The organism is Maribacter chungangensis, from assembly GCF_042676845.1.
GTDB lineage: Bacteria > Bacteroidota > Bacteroidia > Flavobacteriales > Flavobacteriaceae > Maribacter > Maribacter chungangensis.
Window position 1 is genome coordinate 82,955 of sequence record NZ_JBHTHY010000014.1, and the last position, 18,613, is coordinate 101,567.

14 protein-coding genes and 1 tRNA gene are annotated in these 18,613 nt (G+C 42.2%); 3 read left to right on the forward strand and 12 right to left on the reverse strand.

Annotated elements, in window-relative coordinates:
- Positions 1–169: 169 nt before the first annotated feature.
- Together hppD and ACFQZJ_RS14750 are read right to left on the reverse strand one after the other, a co-directional pair.
- On the reverse strand, positions 170–1,303 hold the full coding sequence (gene hppD / locus ACFQZJ_RS14745; RefSeq protein ID WP_379935611.1) for a 4-hydroxyphenylpyruvate dioxygenase: 1,134 nt from the start codon (positions 1,301–1,303) through the stop codon (positions 170–172).
- Between the two features lie 63 nt (positions 1,304–1,366).
- The gene (locus ACFQZJ_RS14750) at positions 1,367–2,479 is read right to left on the reverse strand and encodes a pyridoxal phosphate-dependent aminotransferase (protein ID WP_379935612.1); all 1,113 of its coding nucleotides are present in this window, start codon (positions 2,477–2,479) and stop codon (positions 1,367–1,369) included.
- A gap of 110 nt (positions 2,480–2,589) precedes the next feature.
- Here ACFQZJ_RS14750 and ACFQZJ_RS14755 point away from each other — a divergent pair, with 110 nt between their 5' ends.
- Positions 2,590–3,048, forward strand: coding sequence for a MarR family winged helix-turn-helix transcriptional regulator (locus ACFQZJ_RS14755; protein WP_379935614.1), 459 nt, complete (start codon positions 2,590–2,592; stop codon positions 3,046–3,048).
- A 174-nt stretch (positions 3,049–3,222) separates the two neighbouring features.
- Positions 3,223–3,296 (forward strand) — tRNA-Arg (locus tag ACFQZJ_RS14760).
- Between the two features lie 384 nt (positions 3,297–3,680).
- Here the strand turns inward: ACFQZJ_RS14760 and ACFQZJ_RS14765 are convergent.
- The 7 genes from ACFQZJ_RS14765 to ACFQZJ_RS14795 all read right to left on the reverse strand — a co-directional run bounded on the left by ACFQZJ_RS14765 (position 3,681) and on the right by ACFQZJ_RS14795 (position 12,737).
- Positions 3,681–4,022: an L-rhamnose mutarotase gene (locus ACFQZJ_RS14765; RefSeq protein ID WP_379935616.1), complete on the reverse strand. Its 342-nt coding sequence runs from the start codon at positions 4,020–4,022 to the stop codon at positions 3,681–3,683.
- A 44-nt stretch (positions 4,023–4,066) separates the two neighbouring features.
- Complete coding sequence (locus ACFQZJ_RS14770) at positions 4,067–7,231, reverse strand: PVC-type heme-binding CxxCH protein (protein ID WP_379935618.1); 3,165 nt, start codon at positions 7,229–7,231, stop codon at positions 4,067–4,069.
- 21 nt (positions 7,232–7,252) lie between these two features.
- Positions 7,253–8,224: a Gfo/Idh/MocA family protein gene (locus ACFQZJ_RS14775; protein WP_379935620.1), complete on the reverse strand. Its 972-nt coding sequence runs from the start codon at positions 8,222–8,224 to the stop codon at positions 7,253–7,255.
- Positions 8,221–9,240 carry an NAD-dependent epimerase/dehydratase family protein gene (locus tag ACFQZJ_RS14780; protein ID WP_379935621.1) on the reverse strand — a complete coding sequence of 340 codons (1,020 nt, stop codon included), beginning with the start codon at positions 9,238–9,240 and terminating at the stop codon, positions 8,221–8,223. The genes ACFQZJ_RS14775 and ACFQZJ_RS14780 overlap by 4 nt, the downstream gene beginning before the upstream one ends.
- A 26-nt stretch (positions 9,241–9,266) precedes the next feature.
- Positions 9,267–10,379 (reverse strand): zinc-dependent alcohol dehydrogenase, encoded by a 1,113-nt coding sequence (locus ACFQZJ_RS14785; RefSeq protein ID WP_379935623.1) that lies wholly within the window; start codon positions 10,377–10,379, stop codon positions 9,267–9,269.
- Positions 10,380–10,472: 93 nt separating this feature from the next.
- The gene (locus ACFQZJ_RS14790; RefSeq protein WP_379935625.1) at positions 10,473–11,636 is read right to left on the reverse strand and encodes a Gfo/Idh/MocA family protein; all 1,164 of its coding nucleotides are present in this window, start codon (positions 11,634–11,636) and stop codon (positions 10,473–10,475) included.
- A gap of 51 nt (positions 11,637–11,687) precedes the next feature.
- Positions 11,688–12,737 carry a TIM barrel protein gene (locus tag ACFQZJ_RS14795; RefSeq protein WP_379935626.1) on the reverse strand — a complete coding sequence of 350 codons (1,050 nt, stop codon included), beginning with the start codon at positions 12,735–12,737 and terminating at the stop codon, positions 11,688–11,690.
- A gap of 182 nt (positions 12,738–12,919) precedes the next feature.
- Between ACFQZJ_RS14795 and ACFQZJ_RS14800 the strand changes: the two genes are divergently transcribed.
- Complete coding sequence (locus ACFQZJ_RS14800) at positions 12,920–13,804, forward strand: AraC family transcriptional regulator (protein WP_379935628.1); 885 nt, start codon at positions 12,920–12,922, stop codon at positions 13,802–13,804.
- 499 nt (positions 13,805–14,303) lie between these two features.
- On the opposite strand, the gene ACFQZJ_RS14805 is transcribed toward ACFQZJ_RS14800, so the two are convergent.
- The 3 genes from ACFQZJ_RS14805 to ACFQZJ_RS14815 form a co-directional block, all read right to left on the reverse strand.
- The gene (locus ACFQZJ_RS14805; protein ID WP_379935629.1) at positions 14,304–15,311 is read right to left on the reverse strand and encodes a zinc-binding alcohol dehydrogenase family protein; all 1,008 of its coding nucleotides are present in this window, start codon (positions 15,309–15,311) and stop codon (positions 14,304–14,306) included.
- Positions 15,312–15,853: 542 nt separating this feature from the next.
- Positions 15,854–16,969: a ThuA domain-containing protein gene (locus ACFQZJ_RS14810; protein WP_379935630.1), complete on the reverse strand. Its 1,116-nt coding sequence runs from the start codon at positions 16,967–16,969 to the stop codon at positions 15,854–15,856.
- Positions 16,970–16,991: 22 nt separating this feature from the next.
- Entirely contained in the window at positions 16,992–17,831 is an 840-nt protein-coding gene (locus tag ACFQZJ_RS14815) for a sugar phosphate isomerase/epimerase family protein (protein ID WP_379935632.1), read from the reverse strand.
- Between the last annotated feature and the right edge of the window lie 782 nt (positions 17,832–18,613).

Genomic DNA, 18,613 nt, shown 5'->3' on the forward strand with positions numbered 1-18,613 from the left:
AGTGTCAAGCCTGTCCGCCGCAGGAGGATTCCATTTCAAGAGTCAAGAGTCAAGAGCCAAATATGTGATGCTACACACCTCTTTTTACTTACCAACTTATGACCAACTACTTAATCCTCTTTATTTACACTAACTACCTTTTTTAACCTTGAACCTGAAACTTTAAACCCTAGTGCAAGGTACCTCTAAGCTCTTGCTCCCGTTCAATGGCCTCGAACAGTGCTTTAAAGTTACCCTTTCCGAATGACTGTGCACCCTTTCTCTGAATAATTTCAAAAAACATGGTGGGTCTTGGCTCTACCGGTCTTGTGAAAATCTGCAATAAGTAGCCTTCATCATCCCGATCCACCAAAATACCCAGTTCCTTTAAGGGTGCAATATCTTCATCTATCTTGCCCACACGGTCCAAAACGACATCATAATAGGTATCCGGAACTTTTAAAAACTCGATTCCCCTACTTTTTAATTCTCTTACCGTTTTTATGATATCATCAGTAGCTACTGCGATATGCTGTATACCTTCGCCTTCATAAAAATCCAAGTACTCTTCCACTTGAGACTTTTTCTTTCCTTCTGCAGGCTCGTTGATCGGAAATTTGATACGCCCGTTTCCGTTGCTCATCACCTTACTCATTAACGCGGTAAAATCCGTAGAAATATCCTTATCATCAAAAGATAAAATCTGAGTGAAACCCAACACGTTGGCATAGAAATCTACCCATTGGTTCATTCTGTTCCATCCTACATTGCCTACCATGTGATCTACATATTTTAAACCGGTTGGAGACGGATTGTAATCCGGGGTCTCCCATTTTCTATAGCCGGGCAAAAAGGTTCCGTTATAGTTTTTACGTTCTACAAAAATATGGACCGTTTCGCCATAAGTGTAAATTCCGGAATGCACTACGGTACCATCGGCATCCTCCTCGGTCTTTGGTTCCATATAGGATTTGGCCCCTTTCTCCATGGCCGTGTTATAGGCATAGGTGGCATCATCGACCCATAGCGCAACCACTTTTACTCCATCTCCATGATCATCTATATGCTTGCCAATTGCCGTTCCACTTTTTAAGGGCGATGTAAGCACCAAACGAATCTTATCCTGAATAACTACGTAACTTTCCCTGTCTTTGAGTCCGGTCTCCAATCCGGCATAGGCTAAAGATTGAAATCCAAAAGCAGTCTTATAAAAATGCGCCGCTTGTTTTGAGTTGCTCACATACAGCTCTAGATAATCCGTACCGTTTATAGGCATAAAATCTTTCGCGTTTTCATGTAGTTTAGGCAAGGTAGTCGTATCCATTTTTTTATCTTTTTGTTGTTTATGCAACATGTTCTCTAAAATTATATAATAATCCCTGAAGTTCTAATTATTTAACACGGTTTTAATAGCGGAAAGCATGGCCGTATTGGCCGCTCTGACCCCAAAGGAAATACGCACTTTGCCTGGCGCACCAAAGACCCCTACGGGACGTACCATAATCCCCTGTTGTTCCATTAAGGAGGTAAATTTTATAGCTTCTACAGGCGGATCTATCAAAACGAAATTACCTTGGGTAGGCCAAAAGGTAATACCTAGCTCCTTTAATCCGGCTAAAACAAAGCTGCGTTCGGTACGAACAAGGTCAACGGTTTTTTCCACAAAAGCCGTATCCGCCAATGAGGCGATAGCACCTTCTAGTGCCAAGGAAGAAAGCAAGAAAGGCTTACATATCTTTCTCATGTAATTACTCAATTCCTTCGGAGCATAGCAATAGCCTACGCGCAAACCCGCCAAACCATAGGTTTTTGAAAAACTGTTAATAGCTATGATATGATGTCCTGCCTTTACAAATGGCAAAGCAGACGTGTAGTCTTTGGCGTCAGCAAAATGGCGGTACACCTCATCATAAATGACAATGACATGGCTTGGTATTTTTGATAAAAATGTATTTAAATCCTGATAAGGAATATAATTCCCGGACGGATTATTTGGCGAGGCCAAGAACACCAATCTTGTTTTTGATGTTATTGCTTTTAAAATCCCGTCTAAATCGTAATTATAATCAGGAGTCATGGGAACGTTGATCGCGGTAGCACCCATCCATCTGGTAAAAGCCGTGTACGGTAAAAAGCAGGGTTGGGAAACGATAATCTCATCACCCTCCGACAAAAATACTTTGGATATGATATCGATAATCTCCGAACCACTATTGGCGGTTACGAAGTGATCTACAGAAAGTTCGTTTTGAAAATCCCTGACCAATGCCTCTCGTAGTCGAATATCGGTATTGTCCGGATAGAGGCTTAAATCATTGGTTGCCCTTGTAATAGCTTCCTTAGCCTTATCTGAAAAACCCAAAGGATTCTCGTTAGAGGATAGCTTATGAACCTCTATACCGTCTGGCATCACAATTTTCTTTCCTCCGCCTTTATAGGTACTATCTTCAAGGATGTAACTTTTAAATAAGATAGTTTCCGATTCCTGTTTCTTTGTCATCGCACTGCTTGTATTATGGCAATCAAAAATACTACAAATTTTTAATATTGTTGCATCAACAACATTATTTTGTTTTTTCTCCTTATTTTTGACCTTTATACCGATGATTTATGGATCGTACCGAAGGTTTTGGCGTGTATTTAGATCGTACCTTAAAAAAGGTACAGGCTACTTTTGTTACCGCATTTACCGAAAACGATATTGATCTTACCATAGAACAATGGGTCATTCTTAGAAGGGTACATTTATTGGGTACCGATGCATCGCAAGCCGAAATAAGCAACACCAATTTTAGAAACAGGGCTACCACCTCCCGGGTAATCAGCGGACTTTGTAAAAAAGGTTTTTTGAAGAAATCACGCTTCCGGGATGACCAAAAGCGATTTAAACTGATCATGACCCCTGCCGGCCAGGAATTGATGGAGCGCGTAATGCCCATTATCAAGGATATTAGAGAAATGAGTATCGCCGGTATTTCAGAGGAAGATTTTGATATTTTTCTTAGTGTACTGGATAAAATTTGGGAAAACTATGACCGTTATGAAAGTCATCGCTCCGCTAAAAAATAACACAATCACACCCCTATCCCCTTTATTTTCAACACCATACCACACAAACAGTTTTTTAAAACACCGGTGTGTCCATACCGGCTTATACGTCCTTTGGATATAATCGTTTTTTTTGAACCGTTTTCGTTTTACAACGCTATAATTTTTAATACATTTGCACGCAGATTAAAAAATGGTGGCATAGCTCAGCTGGATAGAGCACCTGCCTTCTAAGCAGGCGGTCCTAGGTTCGAATCCTAGTGCCATCACTTCACTCAAGAAACCACGCCCATTTTGGCGTGGTTCTTTGGTTTACGGAAAGAGGGAACACCGTTCCCGATCTTGGAGAAAAATAAAGAACTAGGGCGATAGCCCGTGGTTTCTTATTTGCAAAGGCGAGGGCCGTTAGGATATGTAATCCTGGTGACTTTGCTTAATGCCAAAAGCGTACGCAATAACAATACGTAAGCCGTTTTATCTTCCGCAGAAAACGTACCGAACCGAACCTTTTTAAAGTTTCCAAAACAGCTTTGGGAATACCTAATAAAATACTTGACCAGAACAGCGAACGGCACTCATCAGGCCGGAAAAAATGTTACAGCACTAAAAAACAACATTTATCTTAAACCACCTCCCATAGATTTATGAGTAGGTTACACTTCAATACTAAAATCAAATATCTTGTTCATAGGCAACCATTTTTCGCCTTGCTTAGCGAAGGGTAAGGCTTTTTGATACTCCCACATTAACACCTCCCAATCTTGAACTCGAGAATTATTCGCGTCCATTTCACTCTTCTTCTGAAAGGAAAATTCCTCGGTTACTTCGATAATCATAAAAAGTCTATTTCCGATACGATAAATTTCCATGTGGATTATTCCAGAAGCCTTAAGACTATCCAAAACTTCTGGCCATACATTTTTATGGTACTCCTCATAGCTGGCAATTAATGCGGGGTCATCTTTTAAATCAAGTGCTAAACAATGTCTTTTCATCTATTTTATGTTTATGGTTTACCATAGGGAAACATATCTCCTCCCTATTCCAAAGGATGCTCGATCAATAGCTCCGCAGGCGTGTAAAAACCTTCTTTGTCCTTTGTGCTTTCTCTCACTTCTTTGACCATTTCTGGAGTAATGGCACTAGCTTTATTTCCAAAGGTATTCCTCACAAAAGTGAGCACGCTGGCCACCTCGGTATCGTTCAACATTCCTCCATAAGGGGTCATGGGTACTTGGCCCGGGTAGGTTTTGCCTAAAAGCTCCATAGGCCCCATAAGCCCGTGCAGTGTTAATTTTATGAGTCGTTCCTCACTACCGGTCACCCATGGCGATTTTGCCAACGGCGGAAATTGTGAAGCACTTAATCCCTTGCCGTCCGTTTGGTGGCAGGTGACACAAAATCCCTCTCTATTGTAAATCTCCTCGCCCTTTACAAAAAGGTCTTTTTCCACACCTTCTAAATCCGTCTTGGTACCCTTAGTTTCCGGATCTTGACCCACATTAACATCTTGGATATGTGACAAGGCTGCTTCGTAAGGTTTTTCCATCCACTTGTCCAAAGGCATTTCACCCGCTTTTTCTAGAATAGGAAGGCCTGTTTGTTTAGGCAGCCATGACGCTGCAACAAAGGCTTCCAAGCGTACTCTTGGATTTTTATCCGTAACGGCCTGCATCAAAAGGTCCGCTTGATTGGAAATCTGGTGTCCGTTATAACGTAAAACCTTTACTGCTGCGGCACGGGCCCTAAAATCCTTAGCTTTTAATAGTTGATTTAGCAAAGACTCGTCTACCTTGTTCAGCCCCCAGGTAACCCAAAGTGCCTCTAACAGGTTGTGCTCGTATTTTGGGTCGTTTTTATCAAGGTTGGCGACCCAAGGTGTTATTTTTTCCAAAACCGCTTCTGCATCCCTAGCACGCAACTCCCTTTTTGTACGATAGCGCGTTCTAAATTCGGGAAGTTTTAAATTATCCAAGAGTTCCGCTATACTCGCATCCGAAACCTTTGCCGGCGTAACCAAAGGCCTTGACGGATAGGTTATTCGATAAATTCTTCCATGTACATGATCGCGCAACGGGTCTCTAGCATTATGCTGCATGTGGCCTACAAGTACATTGTGCCAATCTACAAGATATAGGGAACCATCGGGAGCAAACTCCATATCAACAGGTCTAAAATTGGTATCGGTTGAGGTGAGGAGGTCTTTTCTGAACCGACTATTGTATCCAGCACTTTCGGGATCATCGACCATGGTATGTTGCTTGGTTCCCAAAAAGCCAATAGTATTGTTTATAATTATATCACCTTGTACTTCATCGGGAAAATGACGACTAGATACGAACTCGAGGCCCGAGGTAGGTCGCACACGGTGCTCATCTTGTATTAAATTTTGGGGCAAGGGAGATGTTTGTCCATAACGGGGTTTTATAGTGCCGGGCATCATCCATGTCATATCGGGCCCGGAGGTATGAGCGAAAAACGGCTGGCCCCAATCATCAAATGCAATGCCCCATGGATTGGGTATGGGCAATTGCGCCGTACGTTCTAAATGGTGTCGCTGCGGACTGTAGCGATAAAAACCCCCGTTTGTAGCCCTTACCGGGCCATAAGCTGTTTCAACGTTCGTGTGCAAGAACACACCTTCGCCCATATAAATGGCACCGGAAGGATCCGCGGCAAAAGCGCCGGCGGTATGATGGGTATCGTGGTCATCAAAGCCACTTAAAATAATTTCTTTCTCATCTGCCTTATCATCGCCATCCGTGTCTTTTAATAACACAAGATTGGTGCCTTGGGACACATAGACCCCTTCTGGTGCGAATTCAAAACCTATGGTCAAATTCAAATCGTCTACAAAAGTGGTTTGTTTGTCCGCCTTACCATCATTGTCGGTATCTTCCAGTATGATTAGTTTATCCTGGGGTTTTTTATCTCCCGGTTTGTAATGCGGATAGGACGGCATCACTCCCACCCAAAGTCTTCCTTTATTGTCAAAGGAAAGTTGAACTGGATTTGCCAAATCCGCAAATTCTTCTTCCGAGGCAAAAAGCTCTAATTTATATCCCGGTGCAACTTTGATTTTATCCAAGGCATCTTGCCCATATTGATAGCCATCTTCAACATTGCCCATTCCTGAATTATAATTCGACACTACCGGCGGAAGTGTTCTTGTTTTTGCATCAGCACTTACCAGATCAAAGGATTTTCCCTTGGTCGCCTCCCAAATAGCCGTATCCCTAATGGCCGTCATTTGTTGTATTTTTTCCTTTTCAAAAGGATAGTTGTCCGGACCGAAAGGATCATACCGCCGCCCCCAGGCATGCACGCCGTTTGGCAGCTTTATTTGGTTGTGCCAAAACCAGTTCTTTTCCATGACTGCATCGTGCACCAATTTTCTATTAGGTTCTGCATTTGTTGCACCTTGCCCAAAAATCTCGTCCGCAAGGAACTTGCCAAACTTTTGATAACCTTTGTCGTTAAGCTGAAAGCCGTCCGCCGTGATCGGGTTTTCGGTCTTCATCCAAGACTTACTTGGGGTAAAGGCATCTATGAACGGTACCTGATTTAAGGCGGCGATTTCCCGCATAGCCTCCGTGTACAACTTCAGGTTTTTATTCTCTTCAATGCCATTGGGCAGATCCCTTTTTGTGGACAGGTCCTCAAAAGCAATAGGAGACACCAAAACCAGGGTTGCGGCTCCGTTTTCGTTGTACTCTTGCTTTTGGGAATGACTGATAAATGCCTGGAGTTCCTCCTTGAAATTTTGCAAACCGGCTTCGCCCCCAAAGGATTCGTTATATCCAAAAAATGCCAAAATAACATCAGCGCCCAAGTTGGTAAGCCATTCGTCTTCGGTAGGAAAAAAACCTTGACTTCCAGATTTATTCGACAATTCATTTTTATAGAACTCCTCGGCTCCTGGAAAAGCCCAAGGCAACTTTCTTGAGGAATGTGGCCTAAACCCCGGTGTGTTGCCCGGATCCGCCATATTTCTGATCACCAAAGAACTATCGGGGAAACGCAGGTACATTTCGGTCTCGAAATGACCAAAATTCAACATTCGAGAAGCTAAATTATTACCAATAAGTACGATGTTGTCGTTTTTATTGACGTGCACCAGTGCTTCTTTCCGCTCTGTACACCCGATAAAAAATAAGGTGATAAAAAATGACGTTATTATACTTGTTTTGAACTTTTGTAACATCCTCTCGTCTTTATTACTTGTTTATACTAAAGGTACATGAATTCCTTTTTCAACGGACAATTCACAGGCCTCGATTATTTTTTGGCAGGTAATGGCATCCTCTAGATCGGACAGCGGCGCTTCGCCCAAACGTACTACACGGTTTATGAAATGTGCCGCTGCATTCTTTATGGATTCCGGATAATTTTGATAGGTTTGGGAGTGGGCTCCGTTCCTTTGATTGATCACAAAATCGCGATAACTGTAGCGGGTGCTTCCTTTCGTCCCCATTACTTTGATAATACATGTCCAAGGATCACCGGCGTGATCGTCGTTGGCAAAGCTGGCGCAGAGGTGGCTCAAGGTCCCATTTTGCATTTGAACAGTAGCCATCGCGACATTTTCTTGAGGCGCAAGGGAATCGTCAACCGTTTGTTTAAAGCAAGAAACGGTTTTTGGCTTACCGGCCAAATACAGCATCGTATAGCTATGATGGGTTAAAATTTGGCGGATTACCCCTGGGTATCGGACACGGATATTATCGGCGTGATGAATATTGTACATCATGTAGAACTGGGTAACACTGCCTAGTTTTCCGGTTTCGATCATGGATTTTGCCCGCTCTATCCCAGGTTCGTATATATAATTGTGCACTGGCATACATTGTACCGACGCTTTTTTGACAGCGGCGTTCATTTTGGACAATTCGGCGATAGATGCCGCTGCGGGCTTTTCTACTAAAATATGTTTTCCGGCCTCGGCAGCCCTTACGGTATAGTCGCAATGTGTTTCCATGTTGGTCAACACAAAAACAGCATCTACTTTTGGATCACTTAACAATGCATCGACCGACGGGTACACCTTACATCCGAATTGTTTTGCCTTTGCCCTACCTTTCTCCAAGGTCCTGTTCCAGAGCCCGAGCAATGTAGCATCGGGAAGGGCATTTACGGCCTCTGCATGCAGATCCGCAATATCGCCGGCTCCTATAAATGCTATTCCCAGTGTTTTCATGAGCCAGGTGTAGATAAGGTTAAGGTACCTTTTTGGGCCATGGACTTAAATTCTACAAGCGATTCTATGATTCCTTTCGAAATTGGGGTACGGTGAAGATCGGCGAAGGCTTCCGTGATTTTTGTATGGTCCAGATCACAAACAAAGAGATTCGGCGGGGCTTTATCCATAATACGTAGCGATGCATACTTGCCCATGCCAAGTGCTTTGGCCCCATCAGCGGCCAACTCTAAAAATGTTTGGATAGGTATGGTCTCCCCTTGAATATTAAATGCACCGAAGCCTTTAAAATCCTGAAGGGTTACCGCAGCGAACTGGGCGCCTACATCTTCCACAAAATGATAATTTTCCCTTCCTGTATAGGGCATTTCAAAAGGCATAAGCTTTCCTTCTACCGCGCCTAGTGCAATTGCTTTAAGGGCATTGGTAGGTGCGGAGGTCTTTCCTTTGTCCCTCCCTTTTCCGTATGTGGTGTTGATACGGAGACAAACCGTTGGAACTTTGGTGTTGTCATGATAAAGACGGGCCAGATGTTCGCCTGCCAATTTCCAGATACCATAGTGGTTGGGAGGGGCCAGGGGAGCGTTTTCGGAGATAATGCCCTGCCCATACATGGAACGCATTCCATAAACCGCCGCAGAACTTGCAAACACGAATCTCTTGAGGTTTTTGAGTTTTTCAGCAGCATCGAACAAGGCCATAGTGCCACCTATATTTATTTCCATACCACCGATATGGTTGCGGGAACAGTCCGGACTTTGATAGGCACCCAAGTGAATGATATGTGTAGGATCCACCTCTAAAACTAGTCGTTCTATATCCGAATAGTTAGAAACATCCAAGGTTACAAATTCGAGTCTTGCATCCAAATCCTGGCCTAACCATAATTTTAAAGGATCGGGATTGTTTGATCGTGTTGCTATAACTATTTTGGCAACTTCATTGGACTGTAAAAGTTTATATATGGTAACCGAACCAATACATCCGGTTCCGCCTGTTATAAATATTCTATGCATTATTTGTTTTTATCGGGAATCCCCATTTAGTTCATTTTTACTACGGCCTTCATGATCTGTGCTTTTATAGAGTCTTCAAATGCTTGGGTCACCTGTTCAAAATCATATAGATCCGTATAAAACTGGGAGGGAAACACCCCGGTAACCATCAACTTCATAGCCGTCATATAATCCTCTCTACAAGAACCCATAGACCCTTTCATGTTTAGGGAGGTCCTTGTTAAATGGGTGGCGTTTATGGCCACATCCGTGCCATAGGTAGCAATAACACATATATCTCCTTCCGGGCGTACCACATCTATTGCCTCGCTGAGGACCGCAGGGACTCCGGAACATTCAATAAGTACATCTACTTTTCCGTTCTTGCCAAAAGGGATGCCGTTACTATCTGTAATTCCTTGTTTTAACTGTGCTGTCAAACTATTTTCAGGGGAAACTTCCACGGTTATGAATCCTCTTTCTTCTGCCTTTTTCAACCGGATGTTGCGGTCATGGGCAATACCTGTGACCAAAACCCTTGCGCCTGAAGCCCGTGCTACTTCTGCGGACATTAAGCCTATTATACCACAACCCGAGACCACAACATCTTGACCCGGTTTAATATGGCATTTATTGTATAGGGCGTTGGTTATAATGGACAAGGGCTCTACCAAGGCACCTTGCACGGGTGTTAATCCTTGCATCAAAGGAACTACCCGATCAGATTCCAAGACGACCCGCTGACCAAAACCTCCGTTTCTGTGAAAGCCTATAATTTCTTTTTGCGGGCACAGGTTCCATTTTGCCACACTGCAAGCTGGGCAATCATCATCCCGGCAACCCAACATGGCCAGCGGGGTAAAGATATCACCAACTTTAACATCTCCATGCTCACCGGGGCCCAATTCTAAAACCTCGGCACTAAACTCATGCCCGATAATACGTGGGCGTTGAACCCAGTCAAAATTTGCCTTACCAATAGCGGCACTATTGTCCGAACCGCATATTCCCGTATATAGCGTCTTTGCAAGAATTTCACCTTTCTTTAGCTCGGGTGTTTCCATTGTAACCACTGCCGTATTGCTTGTGACTGCCACACCCGAATCCGGATATATCTTTTGTGTCCCCTGTAGTGAAAAACCTTTTAACGTAGCGCTCATTTTTTAGGTATTGTAAATTAATTATTAAACTGTTCTATAACGATGGTTCAAAAACATATCACTTAAAATACCAAAATAATTTGGTTTTGTACGTTAAGGTCTGCCCCATTGTACACCGGTATCTTGCCAGCTTTTTGATGTCGCGGACGTAAGTACCGCCTCGCATACTTTTTGGGTTTGCTGTGCTTCACGAAAGGTTGGGGAACAGGGTTTTCCTTCTCCCAAATTTTTTAAGAAGTCCGCTACCTGATGTACAAAACTATGTTCGTAGCCTATAGAAAGGCCGGGCACCCACCATTTGTCCATATACGGCTGGTCCCCATCCGTAACGTGGATGGAACGCCACCCTCTTTCGATAGATTCGTCTCTATGGTCAAAATATTCCAAACGGGACAAATCATGTAGGTTCCATTTAATGGACGCATGTTCGCCATTGATCTCAAATGTAAACAGTGCCTTATGGCCTCTGGCATATCTTGTAGACTCAAAAAGGCCAAGCGACCCATTATCAAAATGACAATGGAAGATACAAGCGTCATCTATCGTTACCTCTTGCTTTTCCCCTGTTGCGCTATGTACCCTCTCTTTAATAAAAGTTTCGGTCATGGCCGATACATCTTTTATTCCACCGTTAAGCCACATCGCAGTATCGATACAATGTGCCAAGAGATCCCCGGTTACTCCGGATCCGGCAGCGTTATTATCCAAACGCCATAGCCCTTCACCTCCTTGCGGCAATTCCGGACTTATGGTCCAATCTTGTAAAAAATTAGACCTAAAATGAAAAATCTTGCCCAATTTACCTGAATCTATGAGCTGCTTGGCCAAAGTTACTGCAGGAATACGCCTGTAATTAAAATACACGGTATTTGGCACCCCAGCTTTTTCAATAGCGTCTACCATGGGCTGCGCCTCGGCAACAGTTCTAGCCAAAGGCTTTTCACACAGTACCATTTTTCCTGCCTCCGCCGCTGCGATGGCAATCTCGGCATGCATGTTATTGGGCGTGCAAATGTCAATGGCATCAATATCGTCACGGGCAATTAATTTTCGCCAATCCGTTTCAAAGGATTCGTACCCCCATTGTTCGGCAAACGCTTTTACTCGTTCTTCGTTTCGTGCACAGACGGCTTTTAATACAGGTTTGTATTTTAGTTCCGGGAAAAAATCCCCTACTCTTTTATAGGCGTTGGAATGGGTACGCCCCATAAAACCATAGCCTACCAATCCTACCCTAAATTCCTTTTTTTCGCTCATAGTATACTATCCTAATAATGTTGAACTCCTTTTTTACCTACTGACCAGGTTTTATTCTGCTTGGTACCAACCATGTAGATCGCGCACTTTTATCATAGCAGCCAAAATGTCGTTCCAAGTTTTTGGTTCCATCATTACATCGTTTGGAAACATGCAGCCATCCCAACATATATGATTAAATTTCTTGGTCAATATTCCATTTTCATCCCGTAACCAGTGTCCCGCATCCACAGCAATATCCAATTTACCATTAGGATCGGCGGCTTGGCAATGTCTTCCCGTTTTATCGTGGGAGCCTGCGCCAAATACCGTACCGTCGTTTTGTGCCACATGAAAATCTATGGTCCAAGGTCTCAGGGCCGCTGTCAAGGTTTTGAGCCCGGCGGTCAAGGTTTCCCGATCGTTCCAATCAAAATCTTTTGGTAAAATTCGCTCATCTTCCTTGTTATAACCAAGAAGATACAACAAGGTGTGCGCCATATCCGCTTGGAATCCTATGTTTGGCCTATCAACAGCTTCCAGCGTGTTTAACATGGTTTTCCAACCGTGCATACCGCCCCAACAAATTTCTCCTTCGGCAGCTAAGGATTCACCATAATCTGCCGCCACATCGCAGGCCTCCCTAAAGGTTTGGGCAATCAACTTTGTATTTCCCACTTCATCTTTTGCCCAACTTTCCGGATCTATGGAGGAGTCTATTCGTATAACGCCATTGGGACGTATACCAAGGTCCCTTAACTTTTTTCCAATACTACTGGCCTTACGCACCTGTGTCACGAATTGTTTTCGTTCTTCGGCAGACCCCATGGCAGAACCACCGCCAGTGCCTGCCCAAATGGGCGCAACCAAGCTTCCGATTTCTAAATTTTTAGCTAGCGCCTTATCGGCCATAACCTTAATGGCATCGTCGTCCGAGTCAATATCCAAATGTGGGTCCGCTACAAAAAGGTCAAACCCATCAAATTTAACGCCGTCTACCTCGGCACTGGCCGTTAGCTCGATCATAGTATCAATATCTATTGGAGGTTCGGAATCAGGTCCTTTTCCCACCACTCCGGGCCAGGAAGCATTGTGCAATTTTGGAAAGTTGTTTTTTTGCATAACTTAAATTTATTAGAGCTGTTACTAATGAGCTATCCTAAGCAGATAGGGGAGAGAAATACAGTACGGTATCGTACCCTAACAAATATAAGCTATGATACCGCGTTGATTTTCCTATATTTTGCTAAAAGATGACACTATTTTGCACTAATTTAGTAAATATTGGAAATTAACAGAAAATAATGACCACTCCGAATATAGAGAAAACCCTCAATCCCAATGAGCTTCTGTTGTTCAAGGATTTGGTGAGTCCGCATTTTAATCCGAATTGGCATTTTCATCCGGAACTACAAATCTCGTTTATTGTCAAAGGCAAGGGCACCCGCTTTGTTGGGGATCATGTTGAAACGTTCGAAGAAGAGGATTTGGTGCTGACCGGTCCAAATGTTCCCCATCTTTGGAGGAGTGACGAAGCCTATTTTGATGCGGACAGTAACCTGTCTACCAAAGGTTTGGTGATATACTTTAATCAAGAGCTGCTACATGAAGGTCTAATGAAAAAAAATGAATTTTATCACATTAACAAACTAATTAAAAATTCCGCTAGGGGGGTTGAGTTTTATGGGGAAACAAAACGTACAATAAAGCCATTACTGTTGCGAATGGGAAACATAAAGGGGTTTCAAAGAATCATTCTTTTAATGGAAATCGTGAATGTTCTTGCCAATAGCAATCAATTTAAATTACTGTCCAGTCCTGCGTACACCAATGTATTAAAAGGAGATGACACAAAAAAAATGAGTTTGGTTTACGCCTATGTTATGTCCAACTTTAAAAATAAGATTGCACTTAAAGAAGTTTCCGATATGTTGAATATGAACACTACGTCATTTTGTAAATATTTTAAGCCAAGGGCAAACAAAACATTTACCCGCTTTGTAAATGAAATCCGAATTGGTCATGCGCGAAAATTACTTCTCGAGGACAATTTGAATATTTCGGAAATTGGTTACGAATGTGGCTTTAGCACCCTATCCAATTTCAACAAACAATTCAAATCCATTGCCAATATGCCGCCCCATGAATATCGTAGGTTGTTTTTAAAAATTAAGACCCCGTTATCATAGATATAGGCTTGTGTAACGGGCTATTGAAGTAAACCCCTAAAGTGGTACCAGTGCGGTACAGGCGTTTTTAGCATATAAATTATTTTCTAGATAGCCTTGCTTAGTCCCTATGATCAGAATACCCACGGTAATTCCAAGTTTCTCCCCTTAGAGTTCGAGGGCACATTAGGCCTAATACCATCTCCCAATTGAAAATAAGCCGTAGCTAGGCTATGCACGGTTTTTCTTTTTCGCAGGCCAAAAAAGCAATTCAATTTCTTTGGCTTAATTTCAACAGAGAACTGGTACAAAAATCCGTGTTTTAGATGCCCATGGTCAGTGTCTAAAAGTATTCGCGCCTATTTTAAATCGTCAATTTTTTCAGAAATGAACGAGTACGTCCAACCACAAATTTGATTATTCTGAAGTAAGAGGTTTTCTTTAGTGCCAGATGTTGGCCTTACCGTCATCGTTTCCCAAAATCATCTTCGTTCTTGGTAAATCAGTTATCGCTATATAATCAAAAGGTAATGGTCGCTTTAATAACACCGGTTTCCGGTTTTAGCCAGCTATCAAAATTCTCGATCATCTTCGTATAAGGTACTTCATGGGTAATAAATGAATCTGTTGGAAATTGATCTATTATCTTAATAACATGTTCAAAATCTTCTATGGTTGCATTTCTACTGCACAGGAGGGTGATTTCTTTTGCATGTATCTTAGGATGTAAATACGATAGCGTCCCATTGGACAAACCTACCAATACAAAGCGTCCGCCGTGGGACATGTATTCCGGGCAGGATTCCAAGGCAATTTTACTGCCAGAGGCATCAAATACCGCTGTGCACAAATCCCCATTTGTAATTCGAGCCACTTCGTTAACGGCCTCCGAACCTGCTTTTATACTATAATCCACACCAATTTTTTCTTTTGCGTAGGCAAGACGTTCTTCGTTAATATCGATGGCAATTACCTGCGCTCCGGCAATTTGAGCCAGCTTCATAATTCCTATACCAATTGGGCCACAACCCACCACCAGAACTATTTCCCCGGGTTTAATAGCCGCCCTTCTTATTGCGTGGGCACCAATAGCCAGAGGTTCAACTACGGTCATTTGATTATCAGAAAGATGAGTAGCGGGCAACAGAAGATCAACCGACACTGAAATCTGCTCTTGCATACCTCCATCGCCATGAACGCCCAACACCGTAATATCTGTACAACAATTTGTTTTTCCATTTTTACAGGCAATACACTTTCCGCAACTGATATAAGGCATTACCACTACCTTGTCCCCAGCTTTTATACCTCTACTATTCGCACCTATTTCCAATACTTCGGACGCTAATTCATGACCCAAAATTCTTGGGTAGCTAAAAAAGGCCTGGTTTCCTGCATAGGCGTGTAAATCCGTTCCGCAAATACCCACTTTAATAATCCGCAATAAAGCCTCGTTCCCTTTTCTTATTGGAACCTCTTTTTCTTTTAAAAGAAATTTCCCCGGTTTCTCGCAAACAAGATATTTCATACAGTTGTTTCTAAATAAAAAGTAGTTCTATGCTATGGCTACACCAAAAGGGAACCATACCACTAAAGGTTCAGTGAATTCTAACAGGCTGTACAACTCATACTATTGAAATCAAGAGCCTTATTCATGATCGATTTAATAATGGCAGAGATAGTAAACACGCAGATTGACGTCCATCTGAGTTTTACGAAACTATTATGAAGTGGTTTAAACTTTTCACGTTCAAGCGAAAATTAGCAATTTTATGACCATTTGAAGGCTTTTTTGAGTTGCATAGCACCGCTATGGAAGGAAAAAAAGACAAAAAATGGGCGAAAAAGAGCAATTTTTTAGCGAACAGAAAAAGTTTAAATGACTTCTATATCAAATACTAAGCAATTCAAAAGGCTTACAGCGTTGATGCGCAACGTTTAGGCATATTCAAAAAACAAAATATCCAAAATAGAAGTTAGTTCCATGCGGTCAATGCTAACTTACTTTCCGATTTAAATCTTCAAACGACCTAGCGATCCTTTTTCTATACCTCAAAAACCTACTAGATGTTACCGAAGACTACCAATCTCCAAATTTTTATCCACCCAATATTCATCGGTCTTAAATCCGTATGCCGAAGGAGAATACTTCCCTACCAAATCTACGTTGGCCTTATCCGGTACTGTCTCGCCCAAAGCCCAAAAAACGCCATTTACCCATAGCCTTCTAAGACTTTCATTTAAAATATCGGTAGATGAACCTATTGTAGAGGTAAAGGATTTCCCTTTTTTGCCTCCAGGGAGTTGGTAACTTTTGGTCCAAGCTATAGGCATCAAAATATCATTGACTTTAAGTCCGGTGTTATTCTCCTTAGCGAGTTCTACATCTGTTGGTTTCATACCATAAAACAAGTCGTTTTCATCGTATTCGCCCTCCCTATTTATAATTTGCCCCAACAACACAGGATGGCTATCTCCAGGCAGGGGTAAACGAACACCATAAACATCGGTAGCTCCCCAGATACTGCCACTTTCTATTCCAGACACTATAGGGTGCGACGTGGCGTCCTCAGGAATAACACCCCGCGTACTTTGATGCTTGTGATGGCCATGGTGGGTATGCCATTTTTCTCCCAGCACCAAACGACCGAAACCATCGGCCCAATCGGTCTCAGCACCTTGATACCCGTTACCATAATGGGCAAAGTTGGTAACGTCCTCTTTTCCAAAATTAAAAGCGTGAGTCGCGGTTCGGATACCGATGACAGGTTTTCCGGCCATCAAAAAATTATCAAAATACTGCATTTGTTCGTCTGGCAAAGCTCTAAAACGAGTAAATACAACCATGATATCAGCAGTTTCAAGCGCATCCAGACCGGGAATGTTCTTTACATAATTTGCATCTACTATACCTGGGCTATCCGGATTTTGGGCAAATAGCACCGTACACTTGAATCCATGGTGCTTTGATAGTATTTTAGCGAACTGGGGCAAGGTTTCCTCTGAGCGATATTCCTCATCGCCCGAAACCAGCACAATATGTTTGGCACTTTCTCCTTTACCTTCAAATACAAGCCATTGCTGGGGAACCTCTTCCATAGGAGCGGAAGTAGTTTTTACAGGTTTTTGCTCCTTACAAGCGAAAAATAGTATGGCCGAGAACAGGTAAATTAACTTTTTCATCATAATAATCGTATTTAAAGAACTATTATCCTTTTATTCCATTTTTTATAAACTGTAAGCCGCTAGTATATATTTCTTTTGCAGGGGAATAATCCCGCCACACGTTTATAGCGTTTGCAAATTCCGGAATTATGGTACTGAACGCTTCAATGGTCAACCAACCGTCATAGTTAATTTCCTTGAGCGTTGAAAACACCTCGTTCCATGCCACCTGTCCACTTCCTGGTGTGCCGCGATCGTTTTCGCTAATATGAACGTGTTTCAGGTAAGGCGCTATGGTCCTAAGTGCTCCGGATTGACTTTTTTCTTCAATATTACCGTGATGGGTATCATACATGGCACCTAAATTTGGATGATCTACTGCTTCCACCAAAGTCTTTAAATCGGCCATGGTGTTATACAAGTAACACTCAAAACGGTTTAAGGCCTCAGGACAAATCATAATTTTGGCCGCGGCCGCATACTCGGCAGCTTTTCGCATCACTTCGGCACTTCGCTTTCTCTCGTCCGAAGTAGGTGGTTGCCTGCTAAAAAACGCAAAAGAAGAGTGGAGAGGGCCACAGAGCACATCTGCCCTAAGCGCCTGAGCATTGTCAATAGCCCACTTTAAACGATCCAGCCCAGCTTGGCGAACCTTAACGTCTGAACTAGAAATATTCTCCTCCGGAGAAAGACCGGTTACCGCACTTACGCCAAGACCAAGTTCGGAAAAATGATCGCCAAGTTTTTTGTAATGCGCCGTATTGCCGTCCCCCATATAGAGTTCAATGCCATCATAGCCTGTTTCTTTGAGCGTTTCCACTATGGGATAATGTTCCTCTGTAACGTGGTTGGTCCAGAGCAACATATTCATACCTATTTTCATAAATTAGACTATTAACATGGCTCCTTCTACAAAGAAGCCTATTCCTTAACTTTAAGTACTGGAGCGTATTAATTCAAGTTTTTTCGATATCCGTATTTTTATTGGATACGGTTCAACTATCAAAAATGCCCATTAGGAAATATAATCATTAAATGCCAAAACAAACAGGCCCAACTATATCAAATCGATTATTTCTTATACTGATAGTTATCGATTACCCATGGCGAACTGTGCAACGCACCGACTGTTACAAAATATGATTACTGTAACTTTACGTCCTAAAGTTATTCCTAATTGAAAAATTACAATTCCTTTATTTTATTAAAAAACAGTACTTTTTTATCAAAACTCAACTATTGGACTACATTTAAAAGTTAATTCACTTTGGTTATAAACTGCATTCTTAGAAAGGCAGGTTTAAAAACGGGAAGTATCTATTGTACACTTAATGACCGTGGTGTTTAACCAATGCTCCGTTCTGAATGGATTTAAAAATTTGAGAATCGGCAATATAATTGAAAAAAATGGACTTAAAAAAACATAAAACTTGGCTTTCATTTCTTTACAGTAGATGCAAAACAGCTACAGGGATAATCCAGAAAGTATAAACTAGGCCATACTACTATCCTGCTTTTACACGTATATATGATTTATGCTGTAAATTTGATTATACCAATTTAAGTTTTGAATGTCGTATTGAAAATTTGAATTATTTTTTTCTCAGTTTAGGAACAAAATCTAAGCATAGATTTAGCTATGGTTCTATTTTATGACGACAAATG

What these genes read in the sequence shown, in the direction of transcription:
- hppD (WP_379935611.1), bottom strand. Translation starts at nt 1,303, where the DNA reads ATGGATACGACTACCTTGCCTAAACTACATGAAAACGCGAAAGATTTT.
- ACFQZJ_RS14750 (WP_379935612.1), bottom strand. Translation starts at nt 2,479, where the DNA reads ATGACAAAGAAACAGGAATCGGAAACTATCTTATTTAAAAGTTACATC.
- ACFQZJ_RS14755 (WP_379935614.1), top strand. Translation starts at nt 2,590, where the DNA reads ATGGATCGTACCGAAGGTTTTGGCGTGTATTTAGATCGTACCTTAAAA.
- ACFQZJ_RS14765 (WP_379935616.1), bottom strand. Translation starts at nt 4,022, where the DNA reads ATGAAAAGACATTGTTTAGCACTTGATTTAAAAGATGACCCCGCATTA.
- ACFQZJ_RS14770 (WP_379935618.1), bottom strand. Translation starts at nt 7,231, where the DNA reads ATGTTACAAAAGTTCAAAACAAGTATAATAACGTCATTTTTTATCACC.
- ACFQZJ_RS14775 (WP_379935620.1), bottom strand. Translation starts at nt 8,224, where the DNA reads ATGAAAACACTGGGAATAGCATTTATAGGAGCCGGCGATATTGCGGAT.
- ACFQZJ_RS14780 (WP_379935621.1), bottom strand. Translation starts at nt 9,240, where the DNA reads ATGCATAGAATATTTATAACAGGCGGAACCGGATGTATTGGTTCGGTT.
- ACFQZJ_RS14785 (WP_379935623.1), bottom strand. Translation starts at nt 10,379, where the DNA reads ATGAGCGCTACGTTAAAAGGTTTTTCACTACAGGGGACACAAAAGATA.
- ACFQZJ_RS14790 (WP_379935625.1), bottom strand. Translation starts at nt 11,636, where the DNA reads ATGAGCGAAAAAAAGGAATTTAGGGTAGGATTGGTAGGCTATGGTTTT.
- ACFQZJ_RS14795 (WP_379935626.1), bottom strand. Translation starts at nt 12,737, where the DNA reads ATGCAAAAAAACAACTTTCCAAAATTGCACAATGCTTCCTGGCCCGGA.
- ACFQZJ_RS14800 (WP_379935628.1), top strand. Translation starts at nt 12,920, where the DNA reads ATGACCACTCCGAATATAGAGAAAACCCTCAATCCCAATGAGCTTCTG.
- ACFQZJ_RS14805 (WP_379935629.1), bottom strand. Translation starts at nt 15,311, where the DNA reads ATGAAATATCTTGTTTGCGAGAAACCGGGGAAATTTCTTTTAAAAGAA.
- ACFQZJ_RS14810 (WP_379935630.1), bottom strand. Translation starts at nt 16,969, where the DNA reads ATGATGAAAAAGTTAATTTACCTGTTCTCGGCCATACTATTTTTCGCT.
- ACFQZJ_RS14815 (WP_379935632.1), bottom strand. Translation starts at nt 17,831, where the DNA reads ATGAAAATAGGTATGAATATGTTGCTCTGGACCAACCACGTTACAGAG.